Origin of the sequence: Nocardia sp. MH4 (assembly GCF_019266065.1) — a bacterium.
Lineage (GTDB): Bacteria > Actinomycetota > Actinomycetes > Mycobacteriales > Mycobacteriaceae > Nocardia > Nocardia canadensis.
Genome location: NZ_LPNR01000110.1, coordinates 129,167 through 147,957, shown reverse-complemented (window position 1 = coordinate 147,957; position 18,791 = coordinate 129,167). Strand labels below are relative to the sequence as shown.

The window sequence follows — 18,791 nt, the reverse complement described above, 5'->3', positions numbered from 1 at the left end:
CGGCGGGCGGGGCCGATCGCGATCCCGTCGGCGCGGCCGCGCTGCTGCGGCGCGCCGTGCGCCAGGCCGTGCACGAACTGCGCGCCTGGCCGACCGCCGAGCTGCTGGCCCAGCGCCACCGCCGATTCCGGGCCTACGGCCTGGCGCGTCCCGAGGCCGCGGCGACCCGATGACGGCCACGATCCGCCCGTTCCGCCCGTTCCGCCTCCGCCTTCCCTTGACGGCCCTCGGTCAGGTCCTGCGCTTGCCGGACCGGACCACCGATTCGACTCGCCCGCACCGAGATTCAGGAGAACCGATGACCGAGCCCGCCCTCAGCGAATCCGTCCAGCGGGCGGTGAGCGCCACCGACGCCGACCACAGCCTCGCCGTCCTGACCCGCCACGCGCTGCAGGTGCGCGCCACCGCCGCCGACCCGAGCTCGGTGACCGTCGCCAACGGCCCGGTCTCGTTGCGGGTCACCTGGGACGACCGGCCCGTCTCGGCTCCCGCCGTCGTCCCCGAGACCACGGGGCATCTCGCGCTCGTCACCCCGCCCGCGCCGGTCGAGTCCGCCGCGACCGGTGCGAACACCTTCGCCCTGACCGCCGAGACCGTCGGGGTGTTCTATCGGTCGCCGGAACCCGGTGCCGCGCCGTTCGTCTCGGTCGGTGACCCCGTCCGGGCGGGTCAGCAGGTCGGCATCATCGAGGCGATGAAGCTGATGATCCCGGTCACCGCGACCACGGAGGGCGTCGTCGCCGAACTGCTCGTCGACAACGGTGACGCCGTGGAGCACGGCCAGCCGCTGATCGTGTTCGAGGCGCTGCGGTGACCCGCCCCCTCCGTAAGGTGCTGATCGCCAACCGCGGCGAGATCGCGGTGCGGGTGATCCGCACCTGCCGGGAACTCGGCATCGCGACCGTCGCGGTGCACTCGGCCGCCGACCGGGACTCGGCGGCGGTCCGGCTGGCCGACGAACGCGTGCAGATCGGGCCCGCCCCGGCCAAGCGCAGCTACCTGTCGATCCCGGCGATCATCGAGGCCGCCCGCACCACCGGCGCCGACGCCATCCACCCCGGCTACGGATTCCTCTCCGAGGACCCGGATTTCGCCGAGGTGTGCGAGGCGGAGGGGTTCGTCTTCGTCGGTGCGCCCGCCGCCGTCATGGCGCGGCTGGGCGACAAGTCCACGGCCAGGGCGCTGATGGCCGACGCGGGGCTGCCGCTGCTGCCCGGCAGCCGCGACCCGATCGACGACGCCGAGGCCGCCCGAGCGCTGGCCGAGCAGATCGGCTACCCGGTGATCATCAAGGCCGTCGCCGGCGGCGGTGGCCGCGGGATGCGGGTGGTCCGCGACGGCGACGACTTCGGGGCCGCCTGGCAGCACACCCGGGCCTCGGCCGCCGCGGTCTTCGGCGACGGCAGGCTCTACCTGGAGCGCTACCTGGAATCGGCCAGGCACGTCGAGGTCCAGATCCTCGCCGACACCCACGGCACGGTGGTGCACCTGGGCCTGCGCGACTGCTCGCTACAGCGCAGACACCAGAAACTCGTCGAGGAATCGCCCGCTCCCGGCCTGTCCGCCGAACTCGCTGACCGGATCGGCGCGGCGGCCGTGCGCGGCTGCGCGGCGGCCGGGTACGTCGGCGCGGGCACCGTGGAGTTCCTGCTCGGTCCCGACGGGCAGTTCTACTTCATGGAGGTCAACTGCCGGTTGCAGGTCGAGCACCCGGTCACCGAGATGGTCACCGGCGTCGACCTGGTCGCCGCACAGCTGCGGATCGCGGCGGGCGAACCGCTGTCCCTGCCCGCCGATCTCCGCCCGCGCGGGGTGTCGATCGAGTGCCGGATCAACGCCGAGGATCCCCAGCGCGAATTCGCCCCAGCCGCAGGCACTCTCGTCGAGTGCGCGCTGCCCGGTGGTCCGTTCGTGCGCGTCGACACCCATGTGGGGACGGGCTACGCGATTCCCCCGCACTACGATTCGCTGCTCGCCAAGGTCGTCGTCTGGGCGCCCGACCGCCCGGCCGCCATCGCCCGCATGCGCCGCGCGCTGGCCGAGACCACCATCACCGGCGCGGGCGTCGCCACCACCACCGAGTTCCTGCACGACATCCTCGACCACCCCCGCTTCCGCGCCGCCACCCACGACACCGCCCTCATCGGCACCTGCACGGCCCCGGCCGTCGCCGCCCGCTGACACCCGCCCGGAACGGCTCCCTGCCCGGGCCGGTCCGGGCGAGCGTCGGCGAACCGAGCTGCCGGTACGACGATCACGCGATCCGGCCACCGTCATCAGCACCGAGATCCGGCCGAGGCGTCACCGGCGGTTCGGTGGTGCGGTCACGGATTTCCCGCTGATCCGGTCAGACGGTCAGTGACCGGGCGCCGGTGGCGATCTCGGTGGCCTCGGCCAGCTCGAGCCGCAGTTCCCGGTCCGGTGCCGGGGCTGGTCCGTCGTGGTGGGTGACGCCGTCGGCGGTGATCACGTAGTGCAGCACGGTGTCGCCGATGTGGACCGTCACGGTGCCCGCCGGGACGATCTCGGCGACCGCGTGGCCCAGCGGCAGTGCCAGCCAGTGCGCGCGCACCGCGTCGGTCGGCTTGCGGTCACCGAGGCGGGGTGTGCCCCACACCGACAGCGCGTCGAGCACCGGGCGCAGGGCCAGGCCAGCGTCGGTCAGCTCGTAGCTGGAGCGCATGCCGTTGCGGTGGTGGGTGATCATGCCCTCGCGCTCGAGATCCTTGAGCCGGGTGGCGAGCATGTCGGTGCTGATCCCGGGCAGGTCGGCGAACAGGTCGCTGTAGCGGCGCGGGCCCGCGCACAGTTCGCGGACCACGAGCAGGGTCCACCGGTCCCCGACGAGGTCGAGCGCGCGACTGACCGCGCAGTAGTGGTCGTAGCTTCGGCGTGGCACGTGTCCTACTCTAACCATAGACTTGGAAAAACCAAGTGAAATCTTGGAAATACCAAGTAGTGTGTGCGGCAACCACACTTCGGAGGGATGTTCATGCAGGTCAAGCAGTCCAGCAAGCTGTCGGGAGTGTCGTACGAGATCCGCGGCCCGGTCGCGGAGGAGGCGGCCCGGCTCGAGGCCGAGGGCCATCACGTCGTCAAGCTCAACACCGGCAACCCGTTGATCTTCGGCTTCGACGCGCCCCCGGATCTGTTGCAGGACATGGTCCGAACGCTGCCCACCTCCACCGGGTACAGCTCGTCGAAGGGCCTGCTCTCGGCCCGGCGCGCGGTGGTGCAGTACTACCAGACCCTCGGCGTCGACGACGTGAGCGTCGAGGAGGTCTTCCTCGGCAACGGCGTCTCCGAGCTGATCATGATGGCGATGACCGCGCTGCTCGAGAACGGCGACGAGGTCCTCGTCCCCGCCCCGGACTTCCCGCTGTGGACCGCCGCGACCGCCCTCAACGGCGGCACGCCGGTGCACTACCTGTGTGACGAGGGTGCCGACTGGTACCCCGACCTGGCCGACATCACGGCCAAGATCACCGACCGCACCCGCGCCATCGTGCTGATCAACCCGAACAACCCCACCGGCGCGGTGTACCCGCCGGAGGTGCTGCGCGAGATCCTCGAGATCGCCCGCAGGCACAATCTGGTCGTCTTCGCCGACGAGATCTACGACAAGATCTACTACGACGATCTCGAGCACACCGCCGTCGCCTCGCTCGCGCCCGATCTGCTGTGCCTGACCTTCTCCGGTCTGTCGAAGAACTACCGGGCCGCCGGACTGCGCTCGGGCTGGCTGGTGGTGTCGGGCCCCACCCAGCACGCCGCGAGCTACCTCGAGGGCCTGACGATGCTGGCCGGTCTGCGGCTGTGCGCGAATGTACCCGCGCAGCAGGCGATCCAGGCTGCTCTGGGTGGGCATCAGAGCATCTACGACCTCACCCTGCCCGGCGGGCGGCTGCGTGAGCAGCGCGACCGCGCCTGGGAAGCCCTCAACGCCATCCCCGGTGTGTCCTGCGTGAAACCGAAGGGCGCGCTGTACGCCTTCCCGCGCATCGACCTGGACATGTACCGCATCCACGACGACGAGAAGTTCGTGCTCGACCTGCTGCTGCAGGAGAAGCTGCACATCGTCCAGGGCACCGGCTTCAATTGGCCACGCCCCGACCACTTCCGGATCGTCACCCTGCCGCACGCCGACGAGCTCGAGGCCATCATCGAGCGCATCGGCCGCTTCCTGGCGACCTACCGGCAGTGACACCGGCCGGCTCCGGCGCCGGGTCCGTGGCGTGAGCGAGGTCGCCTGGCGCGGTGCCGGGGCGTTGATCCGGCCCGGCGTGCTCGCCTTCACCGGGACGATCGGCGGCACCCGCGCGCATGCCCACCATGCCGCGCAGATCATCGTGGCCGACGCGCCGGTAACCGTGCTCGACGGTGACGGCCGACCGCACACCGGGGCCGAGATCGTCATCCCGCCCGACACCGAACACCGCGTCGACACCGGCGGCGCGACCGGGATCGTGGTGTTCCTCGACCCCGATTCCCCGGCCGGTCGCGGTGCCGAACTCCGGGCGGCGACCGCCGGGTGGTGCGGTGGTCCCGCCCTGCGCGATCGCGCCCGGCCGATCACCTCGACGGCGGACTTCGTCGACGGACTGCTGGGCACGCTCGCGGCGGCGAGCGGCGGTGCCGTCTCCCCGCGGCATCCGGCGGTCGTGGCCGCGGTGGCCGCGCTGCCGGCGATGGTGGCGCGCGGGCCGGTGCGCACCGGGGAGGTCGCCGCCGTCGTCGGCCTGTCGGCCAGCCGGCTCACCCACCTGTTCACCGCCCAGGTCGGGCTGCCGCTGCGCCGCTACATCCTGTGGTTGCGGCTGATGAACGCCGTCGAGCTCGCGCGGGGTGGACAGGATCTGACTTCGATCGCGCACGCGACGGGATTCGCCGACAGCGCGCATCTCACCCGCACGTGCCGGGAGATCTTCGGACTGCCGCCGTCGGCGCTGACCAGCGCCGTGGTCTGGGACGGTCGGGTCAGCCGAATCGTTCAAGCGTCCACGGGGGACCGGCGGCCAGGCTGAGGGCATGAACCTCGCTGTGCGCCGTCTCGCCCGCTACGGCTACGTCCCATTGATGCTGGTGGGGCTCAACGGAATCGGCATCGCCCTCGCCGCCGCCCATGCCCCGAAACCCTGGCTGCTGCTCGTGCTCGCCGTGGCGATCGCCACCTCGTTCGCGGTCGAACGGGTCATCCCGTACGAACCCGCCTGGAACGGACCCCAGGCCGACAGCGTCCGCGACCGGCTGCACGCTGTCGTGAACGAGACGCTGATCCTGGTCAGCGTGGCGGTGATCCCGCTGCTTGCCGCGATCGTGCCCGCCCCGGGGCTGTGGCCGGGCGATTGGCCGTTCGTGGTCCAGGTGGTCCTCGCCATCCTGATCGCGGACGCCGGAATCACGCTGGTGCACTGGGCCAGTCACAAGATCGGGGTGCTGTGGCGCTTCCACGCCGTGCACCACAGCGTCACCCGGTTCTACGGCCTCAACGGCCTGATGAAGCATCCGCTGCACCAGACCGCCGAGATGGCCGCCGGCGTGGCCCCGCTGATCGTGATCGGGCTGCCGGTCGACGTCGCCGCCGCGCTGGCCCTCGCCGTGGCCGTGCAGCTGCTGCTGCAACATTCCAACGCCGACTATCGCGTCGGTCCGCTGAAGTACGTGCTCGCCCTCAACGAGGGTCACCGCTTCCATCACCTCAAATGGGCCGGCGTCGGCGACGTCAACTTCGGCCTGTTCACCCTGCTCTGGGATCACCTGCTGCGCACCTACAGCTACGATCCGCGCCGCCGGTTCACCTCCGACCAGCTCGGCATGGCGGCACATCCCGACTATCCGGTCGGCTACCTGGATCAGCTGATCGCGCCCTTCCGCCGCCTCACTTGAGCCCCGACCGGACGAAGGCGTTGACGATGTGGCGCTGCAACACCAGATAGAGCAGCAGCACCGGCAGACAGGCCAGACTCGCCAGCGCCATCATCGGACCCCACTGGTCGCCCTCGGTGCCCATGAAACTGCGCAGACCGAGCTGGAGGACATCGTTGGATTGCCGCAGAACGACCGCGGGCCAGAAGTATTCGTTCCAGGCGTTGATGAACAGCAGGATGCCCAGCGCGGCCAGCGCGGGGCGCAGATTCGGCACCACCACCGTCCACAGGATGGCCCAGGAGGAACGGCCGTCGATCTTGGCCGCGGCGACGAGCTCCTTCGGGAAGGCGTTCATGTGCTGGCGCAACAGCAGCACCGCCAGCGCCGAGCACAATGTCGGCAGCACGCAGCCGATCAACGTGTTGATCAGCCCCATCCGGTTGAGCAGGATGTAGTTGGGCAGCATGGTGACCTGGAACGGCACCAGCCAGACGCCGACGAACGCCAGATACATCAGCCGCTGCAGCGGGAAGGTGTACATCGCGAAGGCGTAGGACGCCAGCAGCGCGATCAGCAGCTGACCGGCCGCGGACAGGATCGCCACGACGAAGGTGTTGACGATCAAGCCGGTGACGTCGACCTTCTGCGCCGCGTCGAGGTAGTTGTCGATCGACAACGGCCACGGCAGCGGCGACAGCGAGGTGACGTCCTGGGGCCTGCGCAGCGCGGTGGCGAACAGCCAATAGATGGGGAACACGCACACCAGCGCCGTCCCGGCGAGCAGCACATGGCTGCCCGCCAGGCGGAGACGGTCAATCATCATGAACGGCAACCTTTTCCGAGATCCAGACCAGCACGGCCGCCAGCGCGCCGAACCCGACGAACAACAGCACGCCCGCCGCCGCGCTCAGACCCGCGTCGAAGCTGTGGAACGCGTAGTCCCAGAGCAGGTAGTAGATGTTGGTCGTGGCCTGCGCCGGTCCGCCCTGGGTCATCGAATCGATGAGCGGGAACGACAGTGTGGGACTGAGCAGCACGGTGGTGAGCACCAGGAACAGCAGCGTCGGCGACAGCAGTGGCAGGGTGATCCAGCGCCGGATCTGCCCCGGCGTCGCGCCGTCGACCTGCGCGGCCTCGCTGTAGTCGCCACTGATCCCGGCCAGTCCGGCCCACACCACCAGTACCGCGAAACCGAGCAGCTGCCAGCCGGTGATCAGCACGATCACCGCCTGCGCCGTCGAGGCGTCGTAGACCCAATTGCGGCCGGAATCGACCACCTGGTCGACGAATCCGGAGCCGGGATGCAGCAGCCAGCGCCACACCGCCGCCGCCGCGACCGGCGCGACCAGGAACGGGGCGAACACCAGCGCCTGATAGAACGTGCGGGCCCGGCCCTGCACCCGCCTGCTGGCCAGCGCGATCAGCACCGGCAGCAGCACCGTGAACGGCAGCAGGCCCAGGATCAGCGTCGCGGTGCGGCCCAGCGAGCCCCAGAACGCCGGAAGATCCAGCAGCCGGGAGTAATTGGCGGTACCGACCGCCTTCATCGGCGCGGTCGGCAGCAGATTCCACGACACGGTGGACAGCTGCACCGCCTGCACCAGCGGTTGGTAGGTGAACACCACCAGCAGCACCACCGCCGGTGCCAGATACAGATAGGGCGTGATCAGGCGCAGCGCCGCGCGCCGGGTGAACCGGCGCGGACCCGCCGCGGGGGCGATGATCGCCGCCCGCGCCGGGTCCTGCCTGTCGTCGATGACGAACATGTCACCGCGTCCGCGCGGCGATCGCCGCCAGCTGTTCGAGCACCTCGGCCTCGGGCCGGTCGTAGACCGGGGTGGCCGGGGTCGCCTCGATCGCGGTGGCCAGCACCGTCGAACCGACGACATCGATCCGGCTGTACCCGAATCCGGCGAACCCGCGGTGCCTGCCCGCCGGGGGCATCGGATCGATCCGGTACGACAGCGCGGGCCCGATCCACACCGGGATCCCCGCGACCGCCGCGGCGGCCGTCAGATGGTTGTGCCCGCACAGGATCATCCGCACATCGGACCCCGCGAGGACCTCCGCCAGCCGGTCGGCGTCCTCGAGCTTGAGGAAGTCGACGGTGGCGATGGGCGACGGCAGGGGCGGATGGTGCAGCACCAGCACGGTGCCCCGGGGCGCGGGGGTGCGCAGCTGCACGCTCAGCCAGGCCAGCTGCTCGAGTTCGAGCCTGCCCTCGTGCCGCAGCGGCGTGGTGCTGTCCAACGCGATGATGCGCAGACCGGCGACCTCGACGATGCGGTCGTGGGGCAGCGTGGTGTCCACCGAGCCGGGAGCCAGGTCGAGCAGCTCCTCACCGAAGGCGCCACGTTCGTCGTGATTGCCCATGACGTAGACGATCTCGGCGCCGAGTTCGGCCGCGACCGGTTCGACGGCCGCCCGCAGCCGCCGGTACGCCTCGGGTGACCCGTTGTCGGACAGGTCACCCGAGAGCACCAGGGCGTCGACGTGCTGCCCGGCCTCGCGCAGGTGGGTGAGCACCCGGGTGAGGTTCGCGTCGGTGTCGACGACACCGTGGACGAGCTCACCGGCCGGGCGCAGGTGGGTATCGGTGAGCTGGACGATGGTCAGATCGCTCATGCGACCGGCAGGAGTTTGGTGCCCTCTGCCTGCGCAGCGGTCAACGTGGACTGCGGATCCTTGCCCTGGAACACGATGGCTTCGACGGCGTCCATCATGCCGTCGCGCATCTGCAGATAGTTGTTGCCCGGCATGGACACCCACGGCTCCATGTTCGCCAGCTGGGCGACGTTCGGCTTCAGCAGCGGATTCTTGGCGGCCCAGTCCTTGAGTCCGTCGGCCTGATCGAGCAGTCCGGTGCGCAGCGGCAGGTAGCCGATGTTCTGCGCGATCTTGATGTAGGACTCCTCGCTGGTGAGGAACTTGATCAGCTCCCAGGAGGCACGCTGCTTGGCCGGATCGTTGGACAGGATGTGCAGGCCCGCACCGGAATTCGTGGGCACGGTCGGCTTGCCCGCGAACGACGGCATCGGCGCCGACCGCAGGTCCCACTTGTCCTTGGCGCCGGTGACGAAGGTGCCCTGGATGGCGCTGGTCTCGAGGATCATGCCGATCTCGCCGCGCGCGAACGCCTCGTAGCCCTGCTTCTGGTTCAGCTTGGGCATGCTGCCCGTGTTCACCAGGTCCTGCGCCATCTTGGTCACCTCGACGACGGGCGCGGAGGCGTAGGTGAGGGTGCGGCGGTCCTCGGCGATGACCCGGCCGCCGTTGGAGCGCACCAGCGACTGGAAGCACCAGTCCTTGGCGGTCTTGGTCAGGCAGTCGATGTAGACACCGCCCTTGCCGGTGCGGTCGGCGATCTGCTTGGACGCGGTCGCGACCTCGGCCCAGGTGGCAGGCGGCGTGGCCGGATCCAGACCGGCCTCGGTGAACAGCGAGGCGTTCAGGTACAGCACGGGGGTGGAGAACACGAAGGGCACGCCGTAGGTGTGGCCGTCCCAGTCGTCGAGGACGCGGGCGCGCGGGGCGTAGGCGTGTCGGCCGTCGAAGTTCTCGGCCACCTCCTGCTTGCCGACGAGGGTGTCGAGCGGCTTGGCCTGCAGCTGGTGCACGGTGAAGTCCAGGTCGGAGAAGCCGAGCTGGGCGACGTCGGGCGGGGTGCCCGCGACCATCTGGTTCTGGATGCTGGAGATGGTGTCGGTGGCCGGGTTCGGGCTGTTGCCCTGCGGCTTCTGCGCGGTGACCTTGATGTTGGGGTACTTCTTGCCGAAGTCGGCGATCAGCGCGTTGAACGTGTCGGTCCAGGCGCCGGCGAGCCCGTAGTTGTAGGACTCGAACACGATCGAGACCTGCTGGTCGGGCTTCAGCTCCGGAATCTGCGCGGTCGTCGTGGTGTCCGAGGACACGGTGCCGCCCAGACCGCAGCCGCTCAGGGCGACGGCGGTGGTGAACACCACGCCCAAGATGGGCAGGGTGCGTTTCATGGTGGTTCTCCTCATCAATGGTTCGTGCGGTAGTCAGGGGACGGGCACGGCAGCCGCGTCCTGGCTGGGGATCGACTCCGGTTGCGGCGCCTGCCAGGTCAGGCGGAGGCCGGTGTCGGGATCGAACAGGTGGATGTCGGCGGGGTCGACCCGCACGGCGATGTCCTCGCCGACGCGCACCCCGGCCGGGCGCGGCGCGCGCACGCACAGGCTGGTGGTGCCCGCGTCGAGGTGCACCAGTTCCTCGCTGCCGAGGTTCTCGACCATCCGCACCCGGCCGCGGACGGCGCCGGCAGCGGGGTCGATGCGCAGGCGCTCCGGCCGGATACCCGCGATCACCGCGGTGGCGGTGTCGAGCTCGTCGGTGATGTCGAGCGCGGCGTCGACACCGTCGGCCGTCACGCGCAGGGCACCGCCGCGCGACTGGACGACCGCGGGGAACAGGTTCATCGGCGGCGAGCCGAGGAAACCGGCGACGAAGGTCGAGCGCGGCTGGTCGTAGAGCTCGGCGGGGGTGCCGCACTGTTCGACGCGGCCCTCGTTGAGCAGAGCGATGCGCGAGGCCATCGTCATCGCCTCGACCTGGTCGTGGGTGACGTAGAGGAACGTCGCGCCCAGTCGCTGGTGCAGGGCGATCAGTTCGGCGCGGGTCGCGCTGCGCAACTTGGCGTCCAGGTTCGACAGCGGCTCGTCCATCAGGAACGCGCCGGGATCGCGGACCATGGCGCGGGCCAGGGCGACGCGCTGGCGCTGGCCACCCGAGAGCGCGACCGGCTTGCGGTCGAGCAGCGCGGACAGCTCCAAGGTGGCCGAGACCTCGGCGACCCGCTGGGCGATCTCGGCGCGCGGCTTGCGCCGGGCCCGCAGCGGGAACCCGATGTTCTTGGCCACCGACAGGTGCGGGTAGAGCGCGTAGCTCTGGAACACCATCGCCAGGTCACGACGCTGCGGCGCCGCGTCGGTGACGTCGTTGCCGCCCACCAGGATCCGGCCCTCGCTCGGCTCCTCCAGCCCCGCGATCATCCGCAGCAGGGTGGACTTGCCGCAGCCACTGGGGCCGAGCAGCACCATGAATTCGCCGTCGGCGATGTCGAGGCTGACCTCGCGCACGGCGTAGTCGGTGTCGAACTTCTTCGACACCGCTTCGATCTGCAGTCGTGCCACGTCTCTCCTTCAGGCCGGCGCGGTGCCGGCGGTGATCCACTGCGACACGCCCGCCGCGATCGCGGGCGAGTCCTTGAGCCAGGTGAAGTGATCCAGGTGCTCGACCGCGGAGTTCTCGTCGAGGTGCCACTGGGTCACCGCGGCCGAGGGCATCCGCGAGACCAGGAAGTCGACATTGGACTTGGGGCCGAGCACGTCCTGGGACAGCGAGATCGCCAGCACCGGCAGGGTCATGTTCGCCAGCAGCGTGTTGTAGCGGCGCTTGCTGCCGCTGGGGCGGTAGTAGCTGGTCAGCGAGTGGATCGACCAGTCGACCATCACCCCGCCCGGCATCGGCGCCGGGATCAGCACGCCGCCGGGCCAGTGCCCCTTGATCCGCGACACCAGGCCGATCCACTGGATCTGGCTCAGTGCCTCGAACCAGCGGCGCGGGCCGAAGGCCCACCAGAACACGGTGCCGGTACCGATCACGGTGACCCCGGCGACGCGCTCGGGTTCGGCGGCGGCGAACAGCAGCGCGAGCTGGCCGCCCAGGCTGTGCCCGAACAGGTGCAGCGGCGCCTGCGGGAACCGCTCCTCGATCGCGGAAACGACGGCGGGCAGGTCGATCTCGAGCATTTCGCGGTAGCCGAAGTCGGTGTGCTCGCCGAGCGCGGGCTCGGCCTCGCCGTGGGCGCGCAGATCGCAGGTCGCCACCGAGAGACCGGTGGCGTGCAGGGACTTGGCCAGCGACTGGTAGTTGCGTGCCTTCATCGCCATGGCGGGCAGGATCAGCACCACCGGGGCGGTGGGGTCGTCGGCGGCCAGCCAGCGCACGGTGAAGCGCACGCCGTCGGCGGTGTCGACCGTGGTGGCGTCGGGCGTGGTCGTGGTCATCACTCGTCCGTTCCGGCGATGCGCACATCGCACACGTAGTCGAAGGTGAATTCGGCAGTGAGCACGTCGTTGTCGTCGAGCAGCTCGGCGCGGCCGGACAGCTCGAATCGGGCGGTCGCGGTCGCGGCCAGGACGGCGGCCAGGCCGTCGGGGTCCACGGTGGCGACGGCGCGGATGCGGCCGCGGGCCGGCTTGCGGTAGGCGGCGGTGCCGCCGCGCAGGACCAGCCGGTCGACCGTGAACAGCCGGTGCGCCGCCGCGCCCACGAACGCCGCGGCGCCGGCGATGTCGGCGGCGGTGAACAGCGCGCCCGCGTGCACGGTGCCCATGTGGTTGCACATCACCGGTTCGGCCGGGATCTCGACGACCGAACGGGCGGGGGAGATCTCGGTGATCCGGGTGCCGACGTGCGCGCCGAAGGGCACCAGGGCCTGCGAGGCGTCGCGCAGGTAGGCGTAGTCGACGGCCTCGGCGTCGAGGGCGGGGTAGGCGGCGCCGAATCCGGCGATGCTGCGGGTGGTCATGGGATGTCCTCTCAGCGCGATCCGCGCAGGACGCGCCGCGCGATCGACCCGCGCAGCACCTCCGACGGACCCTCGTAGATGCGGAAAGCCCTGGCTTCCACCAGGAATCGGGCCACCAGGTGGTCCTCACAGACGCCGAGGCCGCCGTGCAGCTGCACCGCGCGGTCGAGCACCCGCCAGACCGCCTCGGAGACGAAGGTCTTGGTGATCGAGGCCTCGTGGCGCGCCTGGGAGGAGGCGGCGCCGTGCTCGTCGATGGTGGCGGCGGTGGATCGGATCAGGCTGCGCGACGCCGCGATATCGATCTCGTTGTCGGCGATCAGGCCCTGGGCCAGACCGTGTTCGGCGATCGGTACCCCGAACGCGTGACGGCCGTTGATGTGCTCGGCGGTGAGCTGCTGGGCGCGCACGGCCAGGCCGAGCCAGTTCATGCAGAACACCAGGCGTGAGGGCGCGAGCCGGACCGCCGCCAGATCCAGGCCGCGGCCCACCGCGCCCAGGATCGCGGACTCGGGGACCTCGCAGTCGGCGAACTCGACCTCGCAGTGCCCGCCGGGCGCGCTGGTGTGGTCCAGTGTCGGCATCCGGCGGCCGACCTTCAGGCCGGGGTTGTCCTGGTCTACCAGGAACATGGTCGGGCCGTCGGTGGTGGAGGCGACGCAGATGGTGAACGCCGCGCCCTGCGCGCCGGTGGTGAAGTGCTTGCGGCCGTTGATAACCCAGCCGGTGTCGGTCTCCTCGGCGACGGTGGCCAGCATCCGCGGGTCCGATCCCGCGCCGGGCGCCGGTTCGGTCATGGCGATCGCCGAGCGGACCTCGCCGGAGGCCAGCGGGGCCAGATACCGTTCACGTTGTTCGGGATTCGCGACCTCGGCCAACAGGTGGATGTTGCCGTCGTCGGGCGCCCAGGCGTTGACCGCGAGCGGGCCGAGCAGACTGGCGCCCGCGGCTTCTAGCACCTCGGCCTGCGCCCTGGTGTCGAGGCCGAGGCCGCCGTAGGCGGGATCCGAGAGCGGGCCGAAGACACCGGCCTCCTTGGCCTTCTTCTGCAGGTCGAGGCGCAGGGCGTCGTCGGTGACCCGGCCACCGACCACGACCTCGCGTTCCACCGGGATGACGTGGTCTTGCACGAACTGCCTGGTCTTGGCGACCAGTTCCGCCACTGGAGTCATGCCGTCAGTGTCGGGCGGGGTGCGCACCGGGCGGCGGGACGATAGTGAATGTCGATCGCGCCAATCGTCTCGCCGCGCCCACGGGGCGGACACGCCGGACGTCGAGCACGGTGAAACTCGACAACCATGCGGGCGAGGGGATGGCCATGACCGACGTGAGCGTGCGGGTGATCGAGCGCACCGACGAAGCCGACGCGGTATTTGCCCTGGTGCTCGCCGCGGCCGACGGTGGGGAACTGCCCGCCTGGACGCCGGGCGCGCATATCGACGTGGCGGCGGGCGCGGCCGGCCTGCGCCAGTACTCGCTGTGCGGCGACCCCGCGCAGCGCGACCGGTGGCGGATCGCGATTCTGCACGAGCCGAACGGCCGCGGCGGGTCCGCGCACCTGTTCCGGACCGCGCTGCCCGGCACCACTTTGTCGGTCTCTCTGCCGCGCAACAACTTCGAGCTGTCCGAGGCCCCGGAGTACACGTTCGTCGCTGGCGGTATCGGGATCACCCCGATCCTGCCGATGATCGCCGCCGCGCAGCGGGCAGGCGCGCGCTGGACGCTGCACTACGGCGCGCGCTCACGCACCCACATGGCCTTCGCCGAGGCGCTCACCGCGCGCTATCCGGCGGTGCGGCTGGTGCCCCAGGACGAGTCCGGCCTGCTGCCGGTGGCCGAGATCGTGGCCGAGCGGCCCGGCGCGACCGTGTACTGCTGTGGCCCGGAACCGCTGCTGGCCGCGGTCGAGGCGGAGGGACAGCGGCAGCGCGTCACAGTACGCACGGAACGCTTCGTCCCGCGACAGCTCGAGCCGGCCGGCGCCGACCAGGCCTTCGAGATCCAGCTGGCCCAGACCGGGCGGACGCTGCGGGTCGCCGCCGACCGCTCCATCGTCGACGTCCTGGAATCGGCGGGCGTCGCGGTCATCACCTCCTGCCGCGAAGGCACCTGCGGCAGCTGCGAGACCCCCGTGCTCGACGGCGAGGTGGACCACCGTGATTCCCTGCTCACCGCCGAGGAGCGCGACAGCGGCAAGACGATGATGCTGTGCGTCTCCCGCGCCCGCTCGGAGGTCCTTGTCCTCGACCTGTGAGCTCGGGAGCCCGGGTGGGCCTCGTGCGTGGGGATCGATCCCGAACGAGCGAGTCCGGTCGCTGTCCGCACGGGCACAGGCAAGGCACGGGCCGACCACTGACAGCTACGGCGCAACAGTCGCCGGTCACCGCGTCCGGTGGGTCGACCCGGTCTGCCGGATCGAATTCGACGTGGTGCGGGGCCGACAGCGCGCGCCGAGGCTGTGCGATCGCACCGAACCTCGCCGATCCCCGCCTGCTGGGCGATCTGTCCTCCCGTCGACCGAACACCGGGCGCGTTCAGTAGATTCGACCGATGACCGCGACCTCCACCGCCCTGTATTGCGGGACCCACTGGGATGAGCAGGGCCGGTGGTTCTACGAGGTGATCCGCGAGGACGGCAGTACCGAGCTGCTGCCGGGAATCGGGACGCGGTTGGCGTTCCGGCTCGCCGGGGCCGGGCGGTTCTGTCTCGGGTACCACGGGTTCGGCGCCGGGCGCAGGGGGCGTCAAGCGTGCCCGAGCCGGGCCCGGGTCGACAGCGGAAAGCAGTGCGCGCAATGCCGGGTCACCGAGGGGTGGTCGGTGGTGCACAGCCATCGTGGTCCGCTCACGGCCTTGCCCGAGCAGGTGCGCGGGTATGTCGCGCAGCCCCATCACCTCTACATCGCCTACTTCGGCGACGGAATGACCAAGGTCGGGACCGCGTCGGCGGTACGGCGGCAGCGGCGGCTCTTCGAGCAGGGTGCGCTGGTGGCCCGCTTCATCACCGATTCGCCGGACGGGCTGCATGTGCGTGAGCTCGAGCGGGTCGTCTCGGAACGGGCGGGGCTGCGGCAGGCGGTCGCCGGTGTCACCAAGACCCGCATCCTGACCAAGCCGCTGCGGCCGTGGTCGGCACTGGAGGCCGCCGTCGCCGACGCGGCCGACCACGCGGCGAGCACCCTGCCCGACGACATCGCCCGCACCGACACCGCGTGGTCCGGCGGGCGGGACTTCTACGCCACCATCCTCGAGCGTGGGCGCTACCCGGAGGCCATCGAATTCACCGAGGACGCCGGCGAATACGTCCTCGACGCCGTCACCGCCCACGGCCACACCATCGCTTGCGCCGACGACACCGGGTCCGGTGAACTCGTGCTCGTCAACGACTCCCGGCTCATCGGCCGCCGCATCGAACTCGACGCCACGATCACCGCGGTGACCGCGCCTGCCCAGACCAGCCTGTTCTGACCTGGTCCGGATCAGGTGGCGCAACCCTGGGCGGGGTCGGCGGACGCCGAGGCGGCGGCGCCGGGCAGGCGAGCAGCTCGACGATCCGATCGACTCCCGACGGTACGCCGGGCTGGTAACCGGGGTCTCAGCGCACGTGCACCGGCAGTTCGAGCAGGCCGCGGATGAGGGTGCTGGTCTGCCAGTGGTCGGTGCCGGCGGCCTCGGCCAGGCGCAGGTCGGGGAAGCGGCGGAGCAGGGCGGTGAAGGCGATCTCGGCTTCGAGGCGGGCCAGGGGAGCACCGACGCAGAAGTGGATGCCGTGGCCGAAGGCCAGATGGCCGGAGGGGTGGCCGTCGGTGGTGAGCGCGTCGGGGTCGGTGAAACGGGCCGGGTCGCGGTTGGCGGCGGCCAGCGCGACGTAGACGAGTTCGCCCGCGGGAATCTCGGTATCGCCCAGGGTGACCGGTTCGGCGGTGTAGCGGACGGTGGCCATGTCGACCGGGCCGTCGAAGCGCAGGAACTCCTCGATCGCGGCGGGGATGCCGGCGGGGTCGGCGCCCAGGGCCCGCCACTGCGCGGGGCGGCGCAGCAGCGCGTTGACGCCGTTGCCGATGAGATTGACGGTGGTCTCGTGCCCGGCGACCAGCAGCAGGAACGCCATCGACACCAGCTCGCGATCGGTGAGGCGATCGCCGTCGTCGTCGGCCAGGACCAGCTGGGAGAGCAGGTCGTCGGCGGGCTCGGACTGCTTGGCGCGCACCAGGTTCGCCAGATAGGCGACCATCGCGGCCGAGGCTGCGGGGCGTTCGTCGTCCTCGCCTTCGCCGACGACCGTGACCAGCGCCCTGGTCCAGGTCTGGAAGTCGTCGCGATCGGCGTAGGGGACGCCGAGCAGTTCGCAGATCACCGTCACCGGTAGCGGATTGGCGAATTCGTCCATCAGGTCGACCTGTTCGCGCTCGGCCATCGCGTCCAGCAGCGACTCGGTGATCTGCTCGATCCGCGGGCGCAACGCCGCGACCCGCTTGGCGGTGAAGGCCTTGTTGACCAGTTTGCGCAGCCGCGTGTGCGCGGGCGGATCGGTGCTGAGCATGTGGCTCAGCAGCGCGACGACGTTCGGATCGCTCGGGGTCGACCCGCGCTTGTCGTGCACGATCTCGTCGATCCGGACGATGTCCTTGCGCAGCCGTGGATCGGCCAGTGCCATCCGGGCTTCGGCGTAGCCGATGACCACCCAGCGCACGACGTCGTCGGGGAAGCGGACCCGATGGACCGGGCCACCTGCGCGCCAGCGCCGGTAGTGCGCGTGCGGATCGTCGAAGAAGTCGGCCTCGATGGACTCGACGCGGGCAGCAGCGGTGGTGTCGGCCATCTGCCCGACGGTACCCGCGCCGGGTCGACGACTCACCGGCCTCGGGTGATCCCGATCAGCCGATCGGAGCTGGAAATGGAATGTCCTGTGGCAAGACGGAATTCACCGAGCGCTGATCGAATGGCGGAGGAATCGTCCGCAGGGAGGAAAACCATGACCACCACCGAAATCGACGCGACCGCCGACCGGCGGGTCGCCGAATTGACCGCGGTCTTCGAGCGCGGGCTGCAGGAGAAGCTGGGCGTCGGCGATTCGCTGGGAATTCGGCTGGAAAGCGCGTCCAAGGGCCGTACCCGCTACTACCTCGACCCGAATCCGGCGACCATCAACGCGATGTTCACGGTGCACGGCGGCGTGCTGGCCACGCTCATGGACACCGCCATGGGCAGCGCGGTGTTCACCGAACTCGGCGACGGCGTCGCCTACACCACGCTCGAACTGAAGGTGAACTTCATCCGCGCGGTGACCCTGGACGGCAGCAGGCTCACCTGCGAGGCCACCGCCGTGCACGTCGGCAGGCGGACCGCGACCGCCGAAGGTCGCATCACCGACGCGGCGGGCAAGCTGATCGCGCACGGCACCACCACGATTCTCGTGCTGGCGCAGGGCAACTGACGGCTCAGGGCCGATCGGCGAAGAGAACCGGCCTTGCGCGGATCATCGCGCGCAAGGCCGGTTCTCTTCGGTCCGGGCCAGGGCCGGTTCAGGCCAGGGTGCGGCAACCCTCGACGAAGGCGATCAACTCGTCGACCGGCTCGGTGCGGGCATCGACCGCGCGGTCGATCACCTTCACCAGATGTTCGTAGGCGGCGGTGTGGTCGTAGTCGGCGACATCGGCGATCCGCAGCGCCCACCGCCAATAGCCGCGCAGCGTGTCCGACAGCGGCATCCGGAAGTTGGCGACGACATCGCGGATCGGCTCGACCACCGCGTCACCGTCGTGGCGCAGATACCGGGTCACCACCTCGGCCATGAAGCTGAAATGCCGTGCCTCGTCGCGCGACAACCGGGTGAGCACCGCGGCCAGGACCGGGTCGGCGACCACGTCGCGCAACTGCTGGTAGTACATCTGCGTCGCCTTCTCCTGCACCAAGGCGTAGGCGAAGAACTGAACGGGGTGCTCGTAGGGCAGGTCGAACGGCTTGTGGCCCTCGATCGCCAGTTCCGACCGCAGGGTGTCGCGGTCGGCGATGCCGGCCGCCTCCTGGTAGCGGGTCAGCGCCCTGGCATGGGTGTCCTCCTCGAGGGCCCAGCGCACCGTGAAGTGGTAGAGCTCCCGATTGTGCTCGAAGGTCGGCAGATCCACGCTGTCGTCGACGGGGAAATGCCGGTGGTAGACGTCGAAGTAGCCGGGCAGGTGGTCTTCGATCAGGGTGACGAACTGGACCGCGGAGCGCTGACCCTCGGTGAGCCTGCCCGCGTCGGCGGCGGCCCAGTCGACGGCGGTCTCCACATCCCAGGCACGGGTCGCCGGGGACGCGGCCAGAAAGCCGTCGACCGCGGCGACCAGGTCCCGCACGGGCAACAGCCCCGGTGTGGTGATCATGT

19 protein-coding genes are annotated in these 18,791 nt (G+C 70.4%); 8 read left to right on the top strand and 11 right to left on the bottom strand.

Features of this window, described 5'->3' with window-relative positions; translation table 11 throughout:
- Nucleotides 1-298 precede the first annotated feature (298 nt).
- Nucleotides 299-814: an acetyl-CoA carboxylase biotin carboxyl carrier protein subunit gene (locus ATM97_RS21385; protein ID WP_218719811.1), complete on the top strand. Its 516-nt coding sequence runs from the start codon at nucleotides 299-301 to the stop codon at nucleotides 812-814.
- Nucleotides 811-2,181: an acetyl/propionyl/methylcrotonyl-CoA carboxylase subunit alpha gene (locus tag ATM97_RS21380; RefSeq protein WP_218719810.1), complete on the top strand. Its 1,371-nt coding sequence runs from the start codon at nucleotides 811-813 to the stop codon at nucleotides 2,179-2,181. The genes ATM97_RS21385 and ATM97_RS21380 overlap by 4 nt, the downstream gene beginning before the upstream one ends.
- Nucleotides 2,182-2,347: 166 nt before the next feature.
- Here ATM97_RS21380 and ATM97_RS21375 read toward each other — a convergent pair whose 3' ends face one another.
- On the bottom strand, nucleotides 2,348-2,899 hold the full coding sequence (locus ATM97_RS21375; protein WP_218719809.1) for a helix-turn-helix domain-containing protein: 552 nt from the start codon (nucleotides 2,897-2,899) through the stop codon (nucleotides 2,348-2,350).
- An 87-nt stretch (nucleotides 2,900-2,986) separates the two neighbouring features.
- Between ATM97_RS21375 and ATM97_RS21370 the strand changes: the two genes are divergently transcribed.
- The 3 genes from ATM97_RS21370 to ATM97_RS21360 are packed head-to-tail and all read left to right on the top strand — an operon-like array spanning nucleotide 2,987 to nucleotide 5,886.
- The gene (locus ATM97_RS21370; RefSeq protein WP_305082661.1) at nucleotides 2,987-4,204 is read left to right on the top strand and encodes a pyridoxal phosphate-dependent aminotransferase; all 1,218 of its coding nucleotides are present in this window, start codon (nucleotides 2,987-2,989) and stop codon (nucleotides 4,202-4,204) included.
- A 31-nt stretch (nucleotides 4,205-4,235) separates the two neighbouring features.
- Entirely contained in the window at nucleotides 4,236-5,024 is a 789-nt protein-coding gene (locus tag ATM97_RS21365; RefSeq protein ID WP_218719808.1) for a helix-turn-helix transcriptional regulator, read from the top strand.
- A gap of 4 nt (nucleotides 5,025-5,028) precedes the next feature.
- A complete protein-coding gene (locus tag ATM97_RS21360) occupies nucleotides 5,029-5,886 on the top strand; it encodes a sterol desaturase family protein (protein WP_218719807.1) in 858 nt (285 codons plus the stop codon).
- Here ATM97_RS21360 and ATM97_RS21355 read toward each other — a convergent pair.
- Genes ATM97_RS21355 through ATM97_RS21320 form a run of 8 tightly spaced genes read right to left on the bottom strand, consistent with a single transcriptional unit; the run spans nucleotide 5,879 to nucleotide 13,593 of the window.
- Entirely contained in the window at nucleotides 5,879-6,691 is an 813-nt protein-coding gene (locus ATM97_RS21355) for a carbohydrate ABC transporter permease (protein WP_218719806.1), read from the bottom strand. The genes ATM97_RS21360 and ATM97_RS21355 overlap by 8 nt on opposite strands.
- Nucleotides 6,681-7,634: a carbohydrate ABC transporter permease gene (locus tag ATM97_RS21350; protein ID WP_218719805.1), complete on the bottom strand. Its 954-nt coding sequence runs from the start codon at nucleotides 7,632-7,634 to the stop codon at nucleotides 6,681-6,683. The genes ATM97_RS21355 and ATM97_RS21350 overlap by 11 nt, the downstream gene beginning before the upstream one ends.
- Nucleotide 7,635: 1 nt before the next feature.
- Nucleotides 7,636-8,493 carry a metallophosphoesterase gene (locus ATM97_RS21345; RefSeq protein ID WP_218719804.1) on the bottom strand — a complete coding sequence of 286 codons (858 nt, stop codon included), beginning with the start codon at nucleotides 8,491-8,493 and terminating at the stop codon, nucleotides 7,636-7,638.
- A complete protein-coding gene (locus ATM97_RS21340) occupies nucleotides 8,490-9,857 on the bottom strand; it encodes an ABC transporter substrate-binding protein (RefSeq protein ID WP_218719803.1) in 1,368 nt (455 codons plus the stop codon). The genes ATM97_RS21345 and ATM97_RS21340 overlap by 4 nt, the downstream gene beginning before the upstream one ends.
- A 33-nt stretch (nucleotides 9,858-9,890) precedes the next feature.
- Nucleotides 9,891-11,021 (bottom strand): ABC transporter ATP-binding protein, encoded by a 1,131-nt coding sequence (locus ATM97_RS21335; RefSeq protein WP_218719802.1) that lies wholly within the window; start codon nucleotides 11,019-11,021, stop codon nucleotides 9,891-9,893.
- Nucleotides 11,022-11,030: 9 nt separating this feature from the next.
- Nucleotides 11,031-11,897, bottom strand: a complete 867-nt coding sequence (locus ATM97_RS21330; protein WP_218719801.1) for an alpha/beta fold hydrolase — start codon at nucleotides 11,895-11,897, stop codon at nucleotides 11,031-11,033.
- Entirely contained in the window at nucleotides 11,897-12,421 is a 525-nt protein-coding gene (locus ATM97_RS21325) for a YiiD C-terminal domain-containing protein (protein WP_218719800.1), read from the bottom strand. The genes ATM97_RS21330 and ATM97_RS21325 overlap by 1 nt, the downstream gene beginning before the upstream one ends.
- An 11-nt stretch (nucleotides 12,422-12,432) precedes the next feature.
- Nucleotides 12,433-13,593, bottom strand: a complete 1,161-nt coding sequence (locus tag ATM97_RS21320; protein WP_218719799.1) for an acyl-CoA dehydrogenase family protein — start codon at nucleotides 13,591-13,593, stop codon at nucleotides 12,433-12,435.
- Nucleotides 13,594-13,733: 140 nt separating this feature from the next.
- Here ATM97_RS21320 and ATM97_RS21315 point away from each other — a divergent pair, with 140 nt between their 5' ends.
- Nucleotides 13,734-14,675 carry a PDR/VanB family oxidoreductase gene (locus tag ATM97_RS21315; RefSeq protein ID WP_218719824.1) on the top strand — a complete coding sequence of 314 codons (942 nt, stop codon included), beginning with the start codon at nucleotides 13,734-13,736 and terminating at the stop codon, nucleotides 14,673-14,675.
- Nucleotides 14,676-14,971: 296 nt separating this feature from the next.
- Nucleotides 14,972-15,889: a DUF2797 domain-containing protein gene (locus tag ATM97_RS21310; RefSeq protein WP_218719798.1), complete on the top strand. Its 918-nt coding sequence runs from the start codon at nucleotides 14,972-14,974 to the stop codon at nucleotides 15,887-15,889.
- Nucleotides 15,890-16,016: 127 nt separating this feature from the next.
- Here ATM97_RS21310 and ATM97_RS21305 read toward each other — a convergent pair whose 3' ends face one another.
- Nucleotides 16,017-17,243: a cytochrome P450 gene (locus ATM97_RS21305; RefSeq protein ID WP_218719797.1), complete on the bottom strand. Its 1,227-nt coding sequence runs from the start codon at nucleotides 17,241-17,243 to the stop codon at nucleotides 16,017-16,019.
- 153 nt (nucleotides 17,244-17,396) lie between these two features.
- Between ATM97_RS21305 and ATM97_RS21300 the strand changes: the two genes are divergently transcribed.
- Nucleotides 17,397-17,858, top strand: a complete 462-nt coding sequence (locus ATM97_RS21300; RefSeq protein ID WP_218719796.1) for a PaaI family thioesterase — start codon at nucleotides 17,397-17,399, stop codon at nucleotides 17,856-17,858.
- Nucleotides 17,859-17,946: 88 nt separating this feature from the next.
- On the opposite strand, the gene ATM97_RS21295 is transcribed toward ATM97_RS21300, so the two are convergent.
- Nucleotides 17,947-18,789: an acyl-ACP desaturase gene (locus ATM97_RS21295; protein WP_218719795.1), complete on the bottom strand. Its 843-nt coding sequence runs from the start codon at nucleotides 18,787-18,789 to the stop codon at nucleotides 17,947-17,949.
- Nucleotides 18,790-18,791: the final 2 nt, after the last annotated feature.